At 76.0% G+C, this 18,111-nt stretch carries 15 protein-coding genes; 8 read left to right on the top strand and 7 right to left on the bottom strand.

Annotation, left to right across the window (positions count from 1 at the left end):
* Window positions 1-6: 6 nt before the first annotated feature.
* On the bottom strand, window positions 7-636 hold the full coding sequence (locus AB7J25_RS03390) for a TetR/AcrR family transcriptional regulator (RefSeq protein ID WP_428504880.1): 630 nt from the start codon (window positions 634-636) through the stop codon (window positions 7-9).
* Between the two features lie 187 nt (window positions 637-823).
* Here AB7J25_RS03390 and AB7J25_RS03385 point away from each other — a divergent pair, with 187 nt between their 5' ends.
* The 6 genes from AB7J25_RS03385 (at window position 824) to AB7J25_RS03360 (ending at window position 7,491) form a co-directional block, all read left to right on the top strand.
* On the top strand, window positions 824-2,332 hold the full coding sequence (locus AB7J25_RS03385; protein WP_428504878.1) for an acyl-CoA synthetase: 1,509 nt from the start codon (window positions 824-826) through the stop codon (window positions 2,330-2,332).
* A gap of 180 nt (window positions 2,333-2,512) precedes the next feature.
* Window positions 2,513-3,925: an ATP-binding protein gene (locus tag AB7J25_RS03380; RefSeq protein ID WP_428504876.1), complete on the top strand. Its 1,413-nt coding sequence runs from the start codon at window positions 2,513-2,515 to the stop codon at window positions 3,923-3,925.
* A 94-nt stretch (window positions 3,926-4,019) separates the two neighbouring features.
* Entirely contained in the window at window positions 4,020-4,706 is a 687-nt protein-coding gene (locus AB7J25_RS03375) for a response regulator transcription factor (RefSeq protein ID WP_428504900.1), read from the top strand.
* Between the two features lie 65 nt (window positions 4,707-4,771).
* Window positions 4,772-4,966 carry a twin-arginine translocase TatA/TatE family subunit gene (locus AB7J25_RS03370; protein WP_428504874.1) on the top strand — a complete coding sequence of 65 codons (195 nt, stop codon included), beginning with the start codon at window positions 4,772-4,774 and terminating at the stop codon, window positions 4,964-4,966.
* Window positions 4,963-6,999 (top strand): transglycosylase domain-containing protein, encoded by a 2,037-nt coding sequence (locus tag AB7J25_RS03365; RefSeq protein ID WP_428504872.1) that lies wholly within the window; start codon window positions 4,963-4,965, stop codon window positions 6,997-6,999. Before AB7J25_RS03370 ends, AB7J25_RS03365 begins: the two co-directional genes overlap by 4 nt.
* 57 nt (window positions 7,000-7,056) lie before the next feature.
* Window positions 7,057-7,491: a hypothetical protein gene (locus tag AB7J25_RS03360; protein ID WP_428504870.1), complete on the top strand. Its 435-nt coding sequence runs from the start codon at window positions 7,057-7,059 to the stop codon at window positions 7,489-7,491.
* Here AB7J25_RS03360 and AB7J25_RS03355 read toward each other — a convergent pair.
* Window positions 7,384-8,172: a YqjF family protein gene (locus AB7J25_RS03355; protein ID WP_428504868.1), complete on the bottom strand. Its 789-nt coding sequence runs from the start codon at window positions 8,170-8,172 to the stop codon at window positions 7,384-7,386. The two genes, AB7J25_RS03360 and AB7J25_RS03355, sit on opposite strands and share 108 nt — an antisense overlap.
* Before the next feature lie 175 nt (window positions 8,173-8,347).
* On the opposite strand from AB7J25_RS03355, the gene AB7J25_RS03350 reads away from it, so the two are divergent.
* Both AB7J25_RS03350 and AB7J25_RS03345 read left to right on the top strand, forming a co-directional pair.
* The gene (locus AB7J25_RS03350) at window positions 8,348-8,890 is read left to right on the top strand and encodes an RNA polymerase sigma factor (protein WP_428504866.1); all 543 of its coding nucleotides are present in this window, start codon (window positions 8,348-8,350) and stop codon (window positions 8,888-8,890) included.
* 53 nt (window positions 8,891-8,943) lie between these two features.
* Window positions 8,944-10,815, top strand: a complete 1,872-nt coding sequence (locus AB7J25_RS03345) for a helix-turn-helix domain-containing protein (protein ID WP_428504864.1) — start codon at window positions 8,944-8,946, stop codon at window positions 10,813-10,815.
* 80 nt (window positions 10,816-10,895) lie between these two features.
* On the opposite strand, the gene AB7J25_RS03340 is transcribed toward AB7J25_RS03345, so the two are convergent.
* The 5 genes from AB7J25_RS03340 to AB7J25_RS03320 all read right to left on the bottom strand — a co-directional run bounded on the left by AB7J25_RS03340 (window position 10,896) and on the right by AB7J25_RS03320 (window position 18,033).
* Entirely contained in the window at window positions 10,896-11,939 is a 1,044-nt protein-coding gene (locus AB7J25_RS03340; protein WP_428504862.1) for an alcohol dehydrogenase catalytic domain-containing protein, read from the bottom strand.
* A gap of 266 nt (window positions 11,940-12,205) precedes the next feature.
* Window positions 12,206-12,715 carry a methylated-DNA--[protein]-cysteine S-methyltransferase gene (locus AB7J25_RS03335; protein WP_428504860.1) on the bottom strand — a complete coding sequence of 170 codons (510 nt, stop codon included), beginning with the start codon at window positions 12,713-12,715 and terminating at the stop codon, window positions 12,206-12,208.
* A gap of 53 nt (window positions 12,716-12,768) precedes the next feature.
* Window positions 12,769-13,683, bottom strand: coding sequence for an NAD(P)H-binding protein (locus tag AB7J25_RS03330; protein WP_428504858.1), 915 nt, complete (start codon window positions 13,681-13,683; stop codon window positions 12,769-12,771).
* Window positions 13,680-15,059, bottom strand: coding sequence for an FAD-binding oxidoreductase (locus AB7J25_RS03325; RefSeq protein ID WP_428504856.1), 1,380 nt, complete (start codon window positions 15,057-15,059; stop codon window positions 13,680-13,682). Before AB7J25_RS03325 ends, AB7J25_RS03330 begins: the two co-directional genes overlap by 4 nt.
* Window positions 15,060-15,063: 4 nt before the next feature.
* Window positions 15,064-18,033 carry an ATP-binding protein gene (locus AB7J25_RS03320; RefSeq protein WP_428504855.1) on the bottom strand — a complete coding sequence of 990 codons (2,970 nt, stop codon included), beginning with the start codon at window positions 18,031-18,033 and terminating at the stop codon, window positions 15,064-15,066.
* Window positions 18,034-18,111: the final 78 nt, after the last annotated feature.

The following is an 18,111-nucleotide window of genomic DNA, read 5'->3' as shown; positions in this document are numbered from 1 at the left end:
TCGCGGTCAGGCGCGCACGACGTGGTCCAGCAGCCGGCGGGCGCCGTCACGTAGCGCGTCCAGGGCCTGCGGGGAGCCGGAGACGTGGCGCAGGAGGGCGTGCTGGAACAGCCCGTCGAACGTGGCGTAGGCGATGGCCGGGGTGCAGGCGGGCTCGACGCCCGCCAGCGCGGCGTAGCGGACGACGATGCGCCAGATCATCCGCTCGAGGCTGTCGTCGATCTCGGCGACGTCGGCGCGGAAGGACTCCTCGAACAACGACTGCGCGCGCAGGTCGTACCAGAGCCGGTGCATGAGCACGTCCTGCTCCAGCGTGGCGGCGAGGCCGTCCCCGAAGTCCCGCGCCAGCTCGGGCGCCGAGCGCGCGGTGGCGACGATGCCGTCGTAGCGCTGCACGCAGTGGGCCTTGTACTGGCGCACGCAGTAGGTGATGAGCTCGACCTTGTCGCGGAAGTAGTAGTGCAGGGTGCCGTGGCTGAACTCGGTGTTCTGCGCGATCTCCCGCAGGCTCGTGCGCGCGTAGCCGCGCTCGGCGAGCGTCTGCAGTGCCGCCTCGGCGAGCAACCGGCGCCGCTCCGCGAACTTGTCGACCTGGCGCCGGGAGATCCGGTCGGTCCGTTCGGCGGGCTTGGTCACAGCGGCCTCTCGTGGCTCGGCTGCCCGGAGCGTAGCCCACTGACACGATCACTGGACGCTCGTCCAGGTTTTTCTTGACACTCGTCCAGGTCAGTTCCTACGTTGTGCCCCACGCCACAGCGGGGCACGTCGAGGTGCCGGGGAGGAGCCACATGAGCGGCGGGGAGCTCACGGTTCGCGACCAGCCATGTCGCTGACCTTCTACCTGGACAAGGGCGCCTCGCTGGGGCCGAACGCGCCCTGCCTCACGCTCGACGGCCGGACGCTCTCCTACGGCGAGGTCGTCGAGCTGTCCCACGCGGTCGCCCGTGCGCTGCGGCGCTCGGGCGTCCGTCCGGGCGACAAGGTCGGGATCCTGTCGGCGAACGACCCGGTGGCGTTCGCGTGCGTCTTCGGGATCGCCCGCGCCGGAGCCGTGTGGTGTCCGATCAACCCGCGCAACGGGGCCGCGGAGAACCGCGAGCTGCTGGAGCTGTTCGACTGCCGCACGCTGATCCACCAGCAGGCGTTCGCGCCGCTGGTGAAGGAGCTGGACGTCGACGTGGCCGTCGAGCTCGGAACGGGGTTCGACGCCTGGCTCGCCGCCGCAGCGGACGACCCGCCCGCCGAGGCCGCCCCGCCCGACGACGTCGTCGCGATCGTCGGCACGGGTGGCACCACCGGCCGCCCCAAGGGCGTGGTGCTCACGGCCCGCAACTTCGAGACGATGACGGCGATCACCCTGATGGGCTACCCGTTCGCGCGGCGGCCCGTCTACCTCGCACTGGCGCCGCTCACCCACGCCGCCGGGGTGCTCTGCTTCCCCGTCATGACCCTCGGCGGGGAGGTCGTCGTCATGGCGCGTCCGGACGTCGGGGAGTTCCTGCGGCTGGCCGAGGAGCACGAGGTCACCCACACGTTCCTGCCGCCGACGCTGATCTACATGGTGCTCGGCCACGAGAACCTCGACATCACCGACCTCAGCGCGATGCAGTGCTTCTGGTACGGCGCCGCGCCGATGTCGGCGGCCCGCCTCGCCGAGGCGTGCGAACGGATCGGGCCGATGGCGCAGCTCTTCGGCCAGTCCGAGGCGCCGATGATGGTCTCGACGATGTCGCCCGCCGAGCACCGCCACGCCGACGGGACGCTCGCCGTCGAGCGGTTCACCTCGGCCGGGCGGCCGTCGCCGCTGTGCACCGTCGCGATCATGGCGCAGGACGGCACGCTGCTCCCGCCGGGCGAGCGCGGCGAGATCGTCGTCCGGGGTCCGCTGGTGATGGCGGGGTACTACAAGAACCCGGAGGCCACCGCGGAGGCGTCGGCACACGGGTGGCACCACACCGGCGACATCGGGCTGCTCGACGCCGACGGCTACCTGCACATCGTCGACCGGGCGAAGGACATGGTGATCACCGGCGGGTTCAACGTGTACTCCGCCGAGGTCGAGCAGGCGCTCATGGCCCACGACGCGGTGCGCGACTGCGCCGTGATCGGCCTGCCCGACGACAAGTGGGGCGAGCGGGTCACCGCGGTCGTCCAGCTGCAGCCGGGCGCCGCGGTGGGCGCCGAGGCGCTCATCGGGTTCGTGAAGGAGCGGATCGGCGGGGTGAAGGCGCCCAAGCAGGTCGAGTTCTGGCCCGATCTCCCGCGCTCCACCGTGGGGAAGGTCCTCAAGACCGACATCCGCCGGCAGCTCGGCGGGCCGGCGTCGGGCTGAGGGCCGGACGGCCTCGCCGGGCCACGTCGCAGCGTTCCGGGTCACCTCGCAGCCGTCCGACCGGCTGCGAGGTGCACCGCCGTGCTGCGAGGTGCGGTGCGGGCGTGACGGTGCGGGCGCGGACGGGGTGGACCGGGACAGCCCGCCCGGGGCGGGGTGGCGCGGCGTAGCGTCCGCCGGGTGCGACGTGTGCGCGGCTGGTGGGCCCGCCGGGCGGGCGTGCGGGTGCGCACGGCCGGTACGGCCGCGATCGTCGTCGCCGTGGCGCTCGCGCTCGGCGGCGCGGCGATGCTGCTGCTGCTGGACCGCTCGCTGGAGTCGGTCGAGCAGGACGAGGCGCGGGTCGGGGCCGCCGAGGTCGCCGACGCGCTGGCCGCCGGCGTCGCCCCGCAGGACGCGGTCGGCCGGTCGCGGTCGGTCGTGGCTCTGGTGCAGGTGCTCGACGCCCGGGGCGCGGCGCTGGCGGCGTCGCCGTCGCTCGCCGGGCGGCCACCGCTGGTCGCCGAGCGGCCCGCGCCCGGCACGGAGGTGAGCGTCCGCCTGATCGGTGGCTCGGGCACCGCCGGGACCGATCCGGACGGGGGCTGGCTCGACCCGGACGACGTGGCCGTCGCCGTCCGGGGGGTCGCCACCGCGGACGGCGACCTCGTGGTCGTGGTCGGCGAGCCGCTCGGGTCCGTCGGGCGCAGCGTCGCGGCGACCGCCGAGCTGCTCGCGATCGCCGTCCCGCTGCTGGCGCTGGTTGCGGCGATCACCACCTACGTCGCGACGGGGCGGGCGCTGCGGCCCGTCGAGGCGATGCGCGCCCAGGTGGAGCTGATCACCGACCGGGACCTGGACCAGCACGTCGTCGAGCCGGCCGCCCGCGACGAGGTCGGCCGGCTCGCCGTCACGCTCAATGCCATGCTCGCCCGGCTGCGCGCCGCCAGGGCCGCCCAGCGCCAGCTGGTCGCGGACGCGAGCCACGAGCTGCGCAGCCCGCTCACCACGGTGGTCGCCGGGCTGGAGCTGACCCGCGGCCGCACGGAGCGCGACGACGCCCGGATCGCCGCGATGGCCGTGGACGCCGCCCGGATCGGCCACCTCGTCGAGGACCTCCTGCTGCTCGCCCGCGCCGACGAGCGCGGCCTGCGCCCGGGCGGCGACGGCGCAGGTGACGACGTCGACCTCGACGAGCTGCTCGACGCCGAGCGCCTGCGGCTGCGGTCGGTGTCGACGGTGGAGGTCGTGACCGTCGTCGCCGCGGCGCGGGTGCGCGGCGACCGCGGCCAGCTCGCCCGGCTGGTGCGCAACCTCGTCGACAACGCGGTCCGCCACGCCGCCGGCGTCGTCGAGCTGCACCTGTCGAGCCTTGACGGCACCGTCGAGCTGGCCGTCGGCGACGACGGGCCGGGCATCCCGGTCGCGGACCGCGAGCGGGTGCTGCGCCGGTTCGTCCGCCTCGACCCGGGGCGGGCCCGGGACGCGGGCGGCAGCGGGCTGGGGCTCGCGATCGTCACCGAGGTGGCGCACGCGCACGGCGGGACGGTCGAGGTGGGCCGCTCGCCGCGGGGCGGGGCGCTCGTGACCGTCCGGCTGCCCGCGGCAGGCTGACCGTGTCGCAGGGGGCCGCGTGCAGCGGCCCTTCAGCGCCCTCTCAGCGCCGGGGCGGCACGCTCGCCGGATGGTGGCGGCTAGCGTGGCGCCCGTGCGGGTGCTGGTGGTCGAGGACGAGGTGCGGCTCGCCCGCACCGTCCGCGACGGGCTGGCCGAGGCCGGCCACAGCGTCGATCTCGCCCACACCGGGCCGGACGGCCTGTGGTCAGCGCAGCACCGCGACTACGACGTGGTGATCCTCGACCTCATGCTTCCCGGGATGTCGGGCTACCGCGTGCTGGAGGCGCTGCGCGCCGCCCGGGTGTGGACGCCGGTGCTGGTGCTCACCGCCAAGGACGGCGAGTACGACGAGGCGGACGCGTTCGATCTCGGCGCCGACGACTACCTCACCAAGCCGTTCTCGTTCGTGGTGCTGCTGGCGCGGCTGCGCGCGCTGCTGCGCCGCGGCGTCCATCCGCGCCCCGCCGTGCTCACCGCGGGCGCGCTCTCGCTGGATCCGGCCGCGCACCGCGTCCTGCGCGAGGGCGAGCCGATCTCCCTCACGCCGCGGGAGTTCGCGGTGCTGGAGTTCCTGCTGCGCCACGCGGGCCGGGCGGTGAGCAAGGCGGAGATCCTCGGCTCCGTGTGGGACCCCCACTACGAGGGCGACGGCAACATCGTCGAGGTCTACGTCGGCTACCTGCGCCGCAAGACCGCGATCCCGGCGGGCGCGCCGGGGCACATCGAGACGGTGCGCGGCGCCGGCTACCTCATGCGCGCGGACGGCGACCCGCGCTGACCAGCGCCCTCAGCGTCCCTTCAGGTCCGCCTGCGGACCATGGCACGACGTGGGAGAACGCACGCATGGGTGAGCTCAGCGTCTGGCACTGGCTGATCGTGCTCGTGGTCCTCGTGCTGCTCTTCGGGTCCGCGCGGCTGCCCGGCGCCGCCAGGAGCGTGGGGCGCTCGCTGCGGATCCTGCGCGTGGAGCTGCAGGCCGACGACCGCGGCGGCACCGAGCACGGCACCGGGCGCGGCGACACCCCGCCGCCCGCGTGAGGGGCCTGCTGCTGCGGCTGACCGGCCTCGCCGTCGCAGGCGGTGTGGTGGCCGCGGTCGCCGTCGCGCCCGTCGCGGTGCTCGCGGGGCGGACGCTGGCCGCGGCCGCGGGTACGCCCGTCGATCCCGGCGCGCTCGCGGACCCGCACCTGCCCGCCGCCACGACGATCACCGACGCCACCGGCGCGCCGATCGCGCGGCTCTACGACCAGGACCGCGACCCCGTGCCGTCCGCGATGATCGCGCCCGCGATGAAGGGCGCGATCATCGCCGTCGAGGACCGGCGGTTCCTGCAGCACGGCGGCGTCGACCCGGTCGGGACGCTGCGCGCGCTGCTGCACGACGCGGCGGGCGGCGACCGGCAGGGCGGCTCGACGCTCACCCAGCAGTACGTGAAGAACTACCTGCTCTACGTCGCGGCGCGCACGGACGCGCAGCGGCGGGCGGCGACGGCGCCGTCGCTGCGCCGCAAGCTGGACGAGGCCCGCCTCGCCCTGGCCGTCGACGACGCGGCGAGCAAGGACGCGATCCTCACCGGCTACCTCAACCTGGTGTCGTTCGGCCGCGGGTTCTACGGGGTGCAGGCCGCCGCGCAGGGCTGGTTCGCCACCTCGGCGGACCGGCTCACGATCGCCCAGGCGGCGCTCCTGGCCGGGCTCGTGCAGAGTCCCGCCGCCTTCGACCCCCTCACCCACCCCGACACGGCCACACAGCGGCGCGACCTCGTCGTCGGCCTCATGCACGACCAGGGCATGATCGACGCCGCGCAGGCCGCGGCCGCGACGGCCGCCCCGCTGGGGGTGGTCGCCGATCCCGCACCGCCGCCGCGGGGCTGCACCGGTGCGGGCGGCGCCGGGTTCTTCTGCACGGCGGTCGTCGCCCAGCTCGCCGCGGCCGGGATCGATCCCGACCAGCTCACCACCGGCGGCTACACCGTCCGCACGACGCTCGACCCGCGGGCACAGGCCGCCGCCGAGGACGCGGTCGCCCACGAGGTGGGGGCCGATGCGCCGCACGCCGCGGACGTCCTGTCGGTGGTCGAACCGGGCACCGGGGCCCACCCGGTGCGCGCCATGGCCGCGAGCCGCCACTACGGCACCGGGCCGGGCGCGACGCTCGCCGGGCTCCCCTACGAGCCGGAGGGGCTGGGCGCCGGCTCGGTCTACAAGATCTTCACCGCGGCGAGCGCCCTGGAGCAGGGCATCGTCGGCATCGACTCGACGATCGACGTCCCGCCGTCGGGCTACCTCTCCCCCATCTACAAGGGCGCGGGCAACCGGCCCGTCCCGATCGACAACGCCGGCGACTACCCGCCGCAGCTCACGCTCTCCGAGGCGCTCGCGCTCTCGCCCAACACCGCGTTCGTCGCGCTGGAGGAGCGCACCGGGATCGCACCGGTCGTCGAGATGGCCGAGCGGCTCGGGATGACCTCGCTCACCGTCCCGTTCGGCGACGGACCCCCGCCCGGGCAGGCGGCGCGCTCGCAGGCGTCGTTCACCCTCGGGGTGAGCCCCACCAGCGGCCTGGAGCTCGCCAACGTCATGGCGACACTCGCCGCGCACGGGACGTGGTGCCCGCCGCAGCTGGTGACGTCCGTGACCGGGCCGGACGGCGCCGCCGTGCCGCTGCCCACCGCGCCGTGCCGCCAGGCGGTGGCGCCGGGGCTCGCGGACTCGCTGATGGCGGCCCTCGGCCACGACGACACCGGCGGCGGGACGTCCGAGACCGCGGCGGGGATCACCGGCTGGCACCGGCCCGTCGCGGCGAAGACGGGGACGACGCAGCGCAACCAGTCCGCGTCGTTCGTCGCCGCGACCCCGACGGCGGCGGGCGCCGCGATCGTGTTCGACGACTCCCCGCACCCCGGGCCGCTGTGCGACGGCTCCCCGCCACACCCCTGCCCGGGCGGGAACCTGTTCGGCGGGACGGCCCCGGCGCGCACGGTGTACCGGGCGCTGGGGGCGTACCTCGGCGGGCAGCCGGCCGTGCCGCTGCCGGAGCCCGATCCGCGCTACCTCGACGCCGGCCCGTGACCGTTCCCGGACCCGCGTTCAGCGTCCCCACAGGGCCCGTCCGGCAGCCTCGCGGCCATGACCGGCTCCCCCGCTCCCCCGACCGACCACACCCTGCACCTGCGCGCCACGGCCCGGCTCGACGGGCCGGTGCCGACGCTCATCGCGGTGCCCGAGACGGCCCCGCAGCCGCTGACGGCCGCGGACCGGGAGGTGCTCCTCGCGGCGCTCCTGGTCGCCGGGTTCGACCCGGTCCACGCGGTCGACGACCCGGGCCGGTTGCCGGACCCGCCCGGCTGGGAGGTGCTGGTCGACGCGCGGGGGCAGCTGCGGCTACGCGACCCCGACGGCGCGACCATGACGATCGTGACCGGCACGGTGCCCGCCGGCTGGTACGCCGCGCTGCTAGGGGAGGCGCGGCTCGTGCTGCTGGTGAGCGCGGGCGACGGGCCGGCCGACGGCGCGGCTGCCCACCCGGTCGGGGCGGTCCTGCCGGTCGAGGTGGACCGCTGACCGGCAGCGCGTCCGCGGGCCCAGTCCGACCTCCACACCGGGGCTGAACAGCACGTGCGGCTGCCCGTCCGCCGCGGGCAGCCCGGCGGCGGACAGCACCGACTCGTCCAGGTCCAGCAGCTCGGCGGCGTGCAAGGGGTACGGCCGGTGCCGGACCTGGCCGGTGTACAAGCGCCCGCCGCGGTGGGCGTAGAGCCGGTAGCGCTCCACCGCGAAGTGCTCGAAGGTGCCGGGGTCGACGGGGCCCAGACCGGCCCCGACCCGGTAGCGAGCCGCGAAGCGCGCCCCGCCGCAGGCGCGACGGCTGCGGTAGGCGATCACGTCCCCGTCGCGGCGCGTCGCCATCCACGCGGGGTGGTAGGGCAGGCTCCACCACGCCCGCGCGACCGCGACGGCCACGAGCGTCGCGGCGTCCAGGCTGAAGAACCAGATGCCGGATCCGTCACCGTGGCGGACGTAGGTGCGGACGTTGAGCTCCAGGAAGTGCGAGATCCCCGGCAGGGCCGGGACGTAGCGCGGGCGGACGTCACGCATGGTCAGCGCGACGATCCCCAGCCACGCCCGCCCGTCGAAGGTGTCGACGGCCAGCCCGGGCGGGAGCAGCGGCTCGACGGCGGCGGGGTCCGCGGGCCAGTGCAGGAACGCGAGCTCCCGCCAGCGCTGGTAGCCGGTGATGTGCACGCCACCGGTATACCGCCGGGTCAGCCGGGTCAGCCGCCGGGTCAGCCGCCGGGTCAGCCGCCGAGACAGCCGCCGAGACAGCGGCCGAGACAGCGCTGTGACACCGCCCTGTCAGCGCACCCGCCGAGTGTGGTCCCCGTCACGGATGGCCGGGACGCGGGACGGAGACAGGGCGATGGACACCACCGGTTCGAACGAGTCGCGATGCGCGGGGCTGTGCACGCGGGAGGGCATGACCGCGGCCCACCGCACCCATCATCGGCTGCTGCGGCACCGGGCCTACCTGCTGCTCGGCGACGTGGACCTGGCCGAGGACGCCGTGCAGGAGGCGTTCCTGCGTGCCTGGCGGGCCTGCGACCGGTTCGACACCCGACGGGGCGAGCACCTCGCCGCGTGGCTGACGTCGATCACCCGCAACGTCGCCATCGACATGATCCGCGCCCGGGCCGCCCGTCCGGCCATGGCGGTCGGGACGGTCAGCGCCGCGGCCGGGCCCGTCGAGGGCGACCACGCCGACACCCTCGCCGACCGCGCGGCCCTCGCGCAGGCGCTCGCCACGATCGGCCGCGACCAGCGCACCGCGATCCTCGCGACAGTCGTCGACGGCCGGCGCTACCGGGCCGTCGCGGACGCACTGGGGGTGCCCGAGGGGACGGTCAAGACGCGGGTGTTCCACGGCCTGCGGCGGCTGCGGCGCGAACTGGAGCTCGCGGCCTGAAGCGTCCGATTGTGAGACGTCGGAAGCGGCGTCACGTGCCTATCCTCCGACAGGTGCCCGCGGCGGTGGAGACGGAAGCGGCCCGGCAGGCCTTCCTGGTGGACGGGCGGTGCGATGTCGGCGCGGCCGGCGTCGCACCGGCCGTGCTGGCCTCGTGGAAGCGGTCGGCCGCGCGCGGTGTCGACCCGCAGCGCGCCCGCGCCCGCTACGAGGGGTACGGGCCCGTGGCGCCCCTGGTGGCGGGGGCCGAGGAGGTCGTCGCCGCGGCGCTGGCCGGGACCGGCGCCGCAGTGGTGCTGCTGGACCCGGCCGGGGTGGTCCGGATGCGCCTCGACGCCGGGACCGGGACGGCGCTCGCCGGGGTGCTCGACGCGCTGCTCGTCGTCCCGGGCTACGTCCATGACGAGAGCACCGTCGGGACGACGGCGGCGAGCGTGGCCCTGCACGAGGACGACGACGTCGCGCTGTGCGGCCCCGAGCACTACGCCACCGCTCTGACCTGCCTCGACGAGGCGGCCGCGCTCGTCCGCGACGGCGAGGGCCACGTGGTCGGCGTCGTGGTGGTGCTCGGCCACGCGGCACAGGCCACGTCCCTGCGGCTGCCGCTGGCCCGGCTGCTGGCCTCCCGGCTCACCGAGCGCGCCGCCGACGAGCCGCACCGGCGGTCGCGCGCGCTGCTCGACGCGTTCCGCCGGGCCGACGCCGAGGGCGGCTGGGTGCTCGCCACGGACGGCGAGGTCCTGCTCACCAACGCCGCCGCCCGCCATCTCGACGGGGCGGACCTGCGCATCCTCGGCGACCGGGTCCTCGCCGGTTCGGTGCTGCGCGACTTCACCCGCAGCCACGTCGACCTCCCGGCGGGCGGCTGCGCGGAGCTGGAACTGTCGCCGGTGGAGGTGGGCGGCGAGCTCGTGGGCTGCCTGCTCACGGGCGCCACCGTCTCGGCCGCGCGGTCGAGCTTCGTCACCGCGGCCGTCGCCGAGGCCGTCCGCAGGCAGGGTTCGCACGTCGCGCCCACCACGCGCCGCGACTACGCCGAGGACCTGCGCCGCGGCGACCGGGCGGACCGGGAGCACGCCGAGGCCCGCGTCCGCGCCAACCGGGAGCTCCTGAGCCCGTTCCTGCGTGCGCAGGAGGAGGTGGCCGCGAGCCTCACCCGGTGGCGCAACCACCTGCTCATCGGCGAACCGGGGGTCGGCAAGCGCACCCTGCTCACGACCCGGTTCCACCAGCTCCACCCGCGCGGGCGGATCGTCACCGTGGACTGCGGCGCCGTCGGCGGGGCGGCCGACCCTGGCGACCCCGTCCGTCCGCTCCTCGACGGTGTCGAGGGCAGGCCGCAGCTGCTCGTGCTGCGCGGGCTGAACACCCTGAGCCCGGTCGGCGCCCGGCGGCTCGACGAGGCGCTGCGCCCGCTCGTCGCCCTGCCGTCCCCGCCGCTCGTGGCGGGCTGCGTGGACACGCCCGCCGTGGACGCGACCCGCCCCTACGGGCTGCTGCTGCGCCACTTCCACGAGATGACCCGCATCCCGGCGCTGCGCTACCGGGCCGACGAGATCGGGGACATCGCGCTCGCCATCCTGCGCAGGCTCGCGGCCGGGCGGTCGCTGCGGCTGTCGCTGACGGTCGTGCGGGTGCTGGAGGGGTACGCGTGGCCGGGCAACATCAGCGAGCTGGAGGACGTGCTGCGCTACGTCGTGGCCCGCAAGCCGCTCGGCGAGGTCCAGCCGCCGGACCTGCCCGCGCTGTGCTTCGCGGGGCGGGCCCGGCGGCTGTCGATGCTGGAGACCGCGCAGTGCGACGCGATCATCCAGGCGCTCTACGAGTCCCGCGGCAACCGGTACAAGGCGGCGTCGATGCTCGGCATCGCCCGGTCGTCGCTGTACCGCAAGATCGACGCGTTCGGGATCTCGTACATCGCGTGACGTCCCGTCGAGAACGACGTTGCGCTGATCAACAAGGCCGTTTCGGCTGCACAACGTCGTTCTCGACGGGGGCCCCGGGATCAGGGCGTGATGACGACCTTCAGCGCCTCGTTCGCGGCCGCGTTCTTGAACACGTCGTAGGCCTCGTCGATCTGGCCGAACGTGAACGAGTGGGTGCCCATCTTCTCCGACGGGATCCGCCCGCTGGCCACCATCTTGAGCAGCGTCGGGATCGACACGGTGTCGACCAGCCCCATCGTGACCGTGACGTTCTGGATCCACATGTCCTGCATCGGCAGCTCCACCGGGGTGCCGTGCACGCCGATGTTGGCGATCGTGCCGCCGGGCCGCACCAGCGACGCCGCGGTGAGCAGCGTCTCCGGGTAGCCGACCGCCTCGATCGAGACGTCCACGCCGAGCCCGTCGGTCAGCGCGATGACGTCGGCGACCGTGCCCGGCCCGACCTCGACGGCGTCGGTTGCGCCGAACTCCAGGGCCTTGGCCAGCCGGAACTTGTTGGTGTCGACCGCGATCACCTTCGACGCCCCCCACAGCCCCGTGGTGAGGATCGCCGACAGGCCCACCGCCCCGGCGCCGACGACGGCCACGGTGTCGCCGGGGCGCACCCCGCCGGCCAGCACACCCACCTCGTAGCCAGTGGGCAACGAGTCCGCGAGGAAGATCGCCTGCTCGTCCGTGACGCCCTCGGGGATCGAGTAGAGCGACGTGTCCGCGTACGGCACGCGCACCGACTCGGCCTGCGTGCCGTCGATGAGATGGCCGAAGATCCAGCCGATGCCGCCGACGGTCTGGCAGTGCGACGGCATGCCGCGCTGGCAGTACTCGCAGCGGCCGCACTTCGTGATCGCCGGTACCAGCACGCGGTCCCCGACCGAGAACCCCTTCACCGCGTCCCCGACCGCGGTGACGGTGCCGACGGCCTCGTGGCCGAGGATGCGGCCGTCGGTGACCGCCGGGACGTCGCCCTGCAGGATGTGCAGGTCGGTGCCGCAGATCGTGGTCGTGTCGACGCGGACCACGACATCCGTGGGCTCCTGGACCGCGGCGTCCGGGACGTCCTCCCAGGACTTCTTCCCGGGGCCGTGGTAGACGAGCGCCTTCATCCCAAACCTCCGTGGTTGCCGGTGCGAACATGCTCGACGCTAGTGGCCGCCATCACACGGGCGCTGTCGCAGAATCGGACCATCGGTCAGGGGTGGCGGGGCGGGGCGGTGGGTGGGTGACCCGGATACGGGACACTCCGGGACCCCCGGGCCGGCTCGCGGGCCATAGCCGGACGTGCGGGGAGGCGCGGAGCGTACGCCGCGTGGCCCGTGCCGCGCCAGGGTCGGGCGCGGGGCCGGCGCGGCGCGTGCGGCGCCCCGGGCCGTCACAGCGGCAGCGCCAGCTGGCCGGGCCGGTCCGACGGCTGCGCGGCCTCCAGGTCGAGCAGCCACCGCTTGGCCGCGAGCCCGCCCCCGTAGCCGGTGAGCGACCCGTCCGAGCCGATCACGCGGTGGCAGGGCACGACGATCGCGACCGGGTTGCGCGCCATGGCCACCCCCACCCGCCGCGCCCCGTCGCCGTCCAGGCCGGCCGCGACGGCGAGCGCCCCGTAGCTCGCCGTCTCGCCGTAGCCGACGTGCACGAGCGCGTCGAGAATCGCGCGGCGCTCACCGGTGACCCGCTCCAGGTCCGCCGGCACGGTGAACGTGCGCAGCCGGCCCTGGAAGTAGGCGGCCAGCTCGTCGCGGGCGACGTCGAGCCAGCGCATCGCGGCGGGCGTCGCGGGCGGCGCGAGGTCGCGCGAGCCGAAGACGAGATGGGTGAGCCCGGCGTCCGAGGCCGCGAGCGTGAGCGGCCCCACGGGGCTGTCGAGCGTGGCCACGGCGCCGGGCATGGGTCCAGCAGACCGCGCCACGGTCCGGCGGCGCAACCCGGTCGGACGGTCGGTTACGACGACAGGTCGGCGAGCCCGAACGCAGCCGCGTGGTCGCGAGCGAAGTCGGCGACGGTGCGCGGCTCGCGGCCGGTGAGCACCCGCACGACGTCGGTCGCCGGAGCGCTCCCGGCCCGGCGCAGCTCCCCGTAGAGCAGGACGATCTGGTCGGCGAACCAGGCCGGTACGCCCGCGTCGCGCATCCCGGCGCGGGCGACGTCGTCGGGAACCGGCACGTACTCCACCGGGCGTCCCAGCGCCGCTGCCAGCTGGGCGGCGGCGTCCGCGCAGGTCAGCGGCACCGGCCCCGTCACGGTGTACGTGCGGCCCTCGTGCCCCGTCCCGGTGAGCGCCGCGACGGCGACGGCGGCGACGTCGCGCGGGTCGGTGAAGGGCAGCGCGGCGTCCCCTGCGGGCAGGAAGAACCGGCCGTGCATCCGGATCGTCTCCGCCCCCGCGAGCAGGTTGGAGGTGAAGAACCCGGCCCGCAGCACCGTCGCGGGCAGCCCCGAGGCGGCGAGATGGGCCTCGGAACGCCCGTGGGCGTCGGCGAAGGCCGACGGCGACCCGGCTCGGGCCGCGATCGCAGAGACCTTGACGACGCGGGTGCCAGGCTCCAGCAGGTCGATCAGCGCGATCTCCCGCTCGGCCTGCCGTGGATGGTTCGGCGTGCAGAGCAGCACGGCGTCGGCGCCCGCCACCGCTGCCTTGACGGACGACGGCTCGTCCAGGTCGGCCCGGATGGCCGCGGCCGCACTCGGGCCGGTGAGATGCGCAACTCGCGCGGACGGGGTGTGGGTGGCACCCGGGTCGGGCGCGGACCGCGAGACCCCCCGGGCTGCGACGCCGCGGGCGGCGAGCCCGGCCAGGACATGCCGCCCGACGGTGCCGGTGGCACCGAACACGACGATGCTCGTCGAGCGGCTCATCGGGGGCCTCCCGAGGGCGCGATGTTGGCGTTGTGGTGGAACACGTTGTCGGGGTCCCAGCGGTCCTTCACCGCCGTGAGCCGGGCCAGCCTGCCGCCGTAGGTCGCCGCGGCGTCCTCGTCGGAGACGAAGTTCGCGAAGAGGCCGTGCGCGCGCGGCGCGAGGGCTCCCCAGTGCTCGCGCACCCACGCGACGTGCGAGTCCCCGTCCGGGTCGGCGGGCGACCACGCGGCCGCGACGTTGAGGTCGAGCCCCGGCTCGCGCGCCACGGCGGTGGCGTCCGGGTCGACCCGGCTCACCGCCCCGCCCACGATGTAGCCGTTGAACTGCGAGAACGGCGTCGGGATCGACGCCACCCCGCGGGTGATCACGTCGACGACCTCGGGCGTGGCGGCGTCGAGGCGCAGCGACTTCCAGTAGTAGTGGCGCCCACGCGGCGCGCCGCCGTCGAGCATCGACTGCAGCCCCGCGTAGGGCACGAGCCGCACGACGTCCGCGATCGGGGGCGCGACGGTGCGCAGCGGTGCGAGGACCCGCTCGCCCTCGGCGGGGTCGCCCGCCCACACCAGCACGGCGCCGAGGACCGGGGTGCCGTAGCGCTCCCGCGGCAGGAACGGCATCGGCGGCGCGAGCCGGGCGACGACCGCGACACCCAGCTCGTCCGGGGCCTCGCGGGCGAACCCGTCGAGGAAGCCGAGCACCTCGCCCGCCGCGTCGAGCGGCCAGAACACGGGGCCGCCCAGCACGAGCGGGCCCACGGGGTGCAGCCGGAACGTGAACGACGTGGCGACGCCGAAGTTGCCGCCACCCCCGCGCAGCGCCCAGAACAGCTCGGGCTCCGACCCGGCGTCCACGGTGATCGGTTCGCCCGCAGCGGCGACGAGGTCGACGGACTCCAGGTTGTCGACGGTGAGGCCGAACTTGCGCATGAGGTAGCCGAGGCCGCCCGCGAGCGTGAGCCCGCCGACGCCGGTGTGGCTGATCTGCCCGCCCGTGACGGCCAGGCCGAACGCCGCGGTGGCGCCGTCCACGTCGGACCAGAGCGCTCCGCCCGACACCCGGGCCCGGCGGGTCGCCGGGTCGACCCGGACGCCGCGCATCAGGGACAGATCGATCATGAGGGCGCCGTCGGCGACGGCGTGGCCCGCGACGGCATGGCCGCCACCGCGGACGCAGAGCTCCAGGTCGTTGGCGCGGGCGAAGCGGATGGCCGTGGCGACGTCGTCCGCGCCCACGCAGCGGGCGATGACGGCGGGCCTGCGGTCGATCGCGCCGTTCCAGACCCGGCGGGCGTCGTCGTAGCCCTCCTCGCCGGGCTGCAGCAGGGCGCCGCGGAAGTCCGGGCGCAGCTTTTCGGTGATCATGGCAGGTTGCATGCGGTCACAGTGGCGGGCACGGCGTTCCGGCACCGTTCCCCGGCAGCGTTCCGTCGAGAACGACGTTGTGCTGATCCACAGGGCCCTCCGGGCTGCGCAACGTCGTTCTCGACGGCACCCCCAGGACCCGGTGCGCCTCCGGTGCCCACACGCACGCCGGTCCGCCCAGGTCCAGCAGGGCCCGGGAGGCGGCCCGGGCGAGCGCGGCGTCCCCCGTCCGGACGGCGGCGGCGAGCCGCACCCGCGCCAGCACGGCCGTCTGGCCCGGCGCGGCGATGCCGCCGGGGACGGCGGCCGCCGCGGCGTCCACCTCGTCCGGGCCGCCACCCGCGACGAGCGCGGTCAACGCCGCCCGGCTGAGCCGGAACGGCGGCTGCTCGGCGCGCACCTCGGCCATCGCGGCCACCCGGGCGCGCAGCGCCTCGTCGTCGCCCGCGTCGAGGTCGAGGAGCGCGGCGAACAGCAGGCCCACTCCCGTGCTCAGCGGATGTCCCAGCTCACGCGCCCACGCGAGCGCCCCCTCCCGCGCGGCGAACGCCTCGTCGGCGCGCCCGAGGAACCACAGCGTGTTCGCGAGCCGCCCCAGGCAGGTGACCTTCGGGTCCTGGGCGTACCGGATGAGGTGGACGCGGCTGTGCTCGGGCCGGTACCGCGCCACCGCGGCGGTGAAGTGGTCGCGGGCTCCCGCGAAGTCCGCCTGCCAGAACGCGGCCACGCCCAGCACGTAACCCGCCTCGACCAGCCCGACGTCGTCGCCGTCGCGCTCACCCGCGGCGCGCAGCAGATGCCCGGCCCGGGTGGCAGCGGCGAAGTCGGAGCCGCTCAGCGCGGTCAGCGCCAGCGAGCGCAGCAGCGGCGGCGACTCGGCGCCACCGGACAGCTCGCGGGCGCGCTCCTGGTGCACCGACGTGGCCGGCGAGGCGTAGCCGTCCACCAGTGCCAGAGGCGCGAGGATCGCGGTGCGCACGGCCAGCTCCTCGGCGTCGCGACCGGGCCCCGCGGGCAGCGTCTCGAGCTGGACGAGTGCGCGGTCGAGCAGCTCCACCGCGCGCCGGTCCGCGTGCAGGAGCTGCGCCGCCTCCGCCGCGACCCGGTACCACCGCACGGCGTCGGCCGCCCGGCCCGCCGCCTCGTAGTGGCCCGCGACGGCCGCCGGGTCCGCCCCCGGCGAGCGCTCCAGCGCCGCGGCGATGCGCGCGTGCAGGAGCCGGCGCCGCACCGGTCCGACGGCCGCGGCGGCGACCTCCCGGATCCGGTCGTGGGCGAAGTCGTAGGTGTCGGGGCCCTGCTCGCGCACGATCCGCCGCTGCCAGAGCTCGTCCAGGGCCGTGACCAGCTCGTCCTCCCCCGTCGCCGCCGCCTCCATCGCCGCGGCGAGGACGTCCACCCGGAAGGCACGCCCGATCGTCGCCGCCACCGCCACCAGCTCGCGGGCGGGATCGGTGAGCTGCGCGAGCCGCGCACCGATGACGGCCTGCACCCGCGCGCTCGCCGGCGCGCCCGGCGACCAGCCCGCCCGCAGCGCCTCGACGACGAAGAGCGCGTTGCCCTCGGTCTCCTCGTGGAGCCGGTGCGCCTGCGCCTCGGAAAGCGGTGCCCCGGCGAGGCCGTGGGCGAGCTGTGCCGTCTCCGCCGGGCCGAGCGCACCCAGCTCGATCTCCGTGCACCGGTCCAGCGCGTGCAGGCCGGCGAGCAGCTCCCGCGCCGGATGCAGGGCGTCGATCTCCCCGGTGCGGGCGGTCGCGACCACCAGCAGCCGGGGGGTGTCCGCCCGCAGCAGGTAGTGCAACGCCGCGCAGGTCTCGCGGTCGGTGTGCTGGAGGTCGTCCACGGTGAGCAGCACCGGCGGCCCCGGGGCCAGCACGGCCGCGGCGACGGCGTCGAGCAGGCGCAGCCGCAGCTCCGCCGCGGGCAGCGGCTCCGGGCGGGTGTCCCCGAGCTCCGGGAGCAGGCGGGCGAGATCGGCACGGCGGGCCGCGTCCAGCCGGGCCACCCGCGCCGCGAGCGCGGACCCGCGCAACCACGCCACCACCGGGCCGTAGGCGAGCGGGCCCTCGGCGGCGTAGCAGCGGGCGTCCGCGACCGCCGCGCCGCGGCGCGCGCACCAGGCCCGCAGCTCCTCCACCAGCCGCGACTTGCCCACCCCCGGCTCGCCGCCGACGAGCACGAACCGGGGCTCGGCGCGCTCGGCGGCCCGCCAGGCCGCCGCCAGCGCCGCCCGTTCGGGCACCCGCCCGACGAGCGCGGCGTGCCCGGCAGCACGCCCCGCGGCCGCCGCCCGGCCGCCGCCCACCAGCGCCTCGTAGGCCGCCCGCGTCGCCGCCGACGGCGCCACGCCCAGCTCGCGTTCCAGGGTGGACGCGCACTCGTGGTAGACCGCGAGCGCCCGCGCCCGCTCGCCCCGGGCATCGTGCAGGCGCATGAGCAGGCGGTACGTCGCCTCCCGCAGCGGGTCCGCACCGCGCAGCCGCTCCGCGTGCGCCAGCGCGGCGGCGAGGTCGCCACGGCCCTCGGCCCGCTCCACGACGACGGCCAGGGCCTCGCCCAGCCGGGCCCGCAGCCGGTCGCGCTCCGGGCGCAGCCACTCGTCGTCGCAGCCGTCGAGCAGCTCACCGGCGTGGATCTCGACGGCCTCCTCCGGGTGGCCCGCGTCGAGCAGCCGCTCGAACTCCGCGACGTCGAGCCATACCTCGCCCCGCCAGCACAGCGCCTTCGTCGTGACGTCGAGGACGGCGGCCGGGTCCGGCAACCGGCCCCGGACGGTGTGCAGCACGTGGCGCAGGTTCGTGCGCGCCTGCGCCTGGGTGGACTCGGGCCACAGCAGCGCGGCGAGCCGTTCCCGAGGCTGGGGCTCCCCCCGGTGCAGCAGCAGGTAGGCGAGGAGCGACTCCGCCCGCGCCGACTCCAGCGCCACCTCGGCACCGTCGGCGCGCAGCTCGAAGCGCCCGAGGAGGCGCACCCGCACGGCCGGCATGCGGACATCGTGGCCTCCGCGCCGCCGCCGGGTAACTCCGTATCCGTCACGGATCCGCGCGCGGCCCCGCCCGCCGAT

This window comes from Pseudonocardia sp., assembly GCF_050246655.1.
In the GTDB taxonomy this organism is placed as follows: Bacteria; Actinomycetota; Actinomycetes; order Mycobacteriales; family Pseudonocardiaceae; genus Pseudonocardia.
The sequence above is the reverse complement of the archived record's forward strand: the minus strand, read 5'-3'. Positions and strand labels throughout refer to the sequence as shown.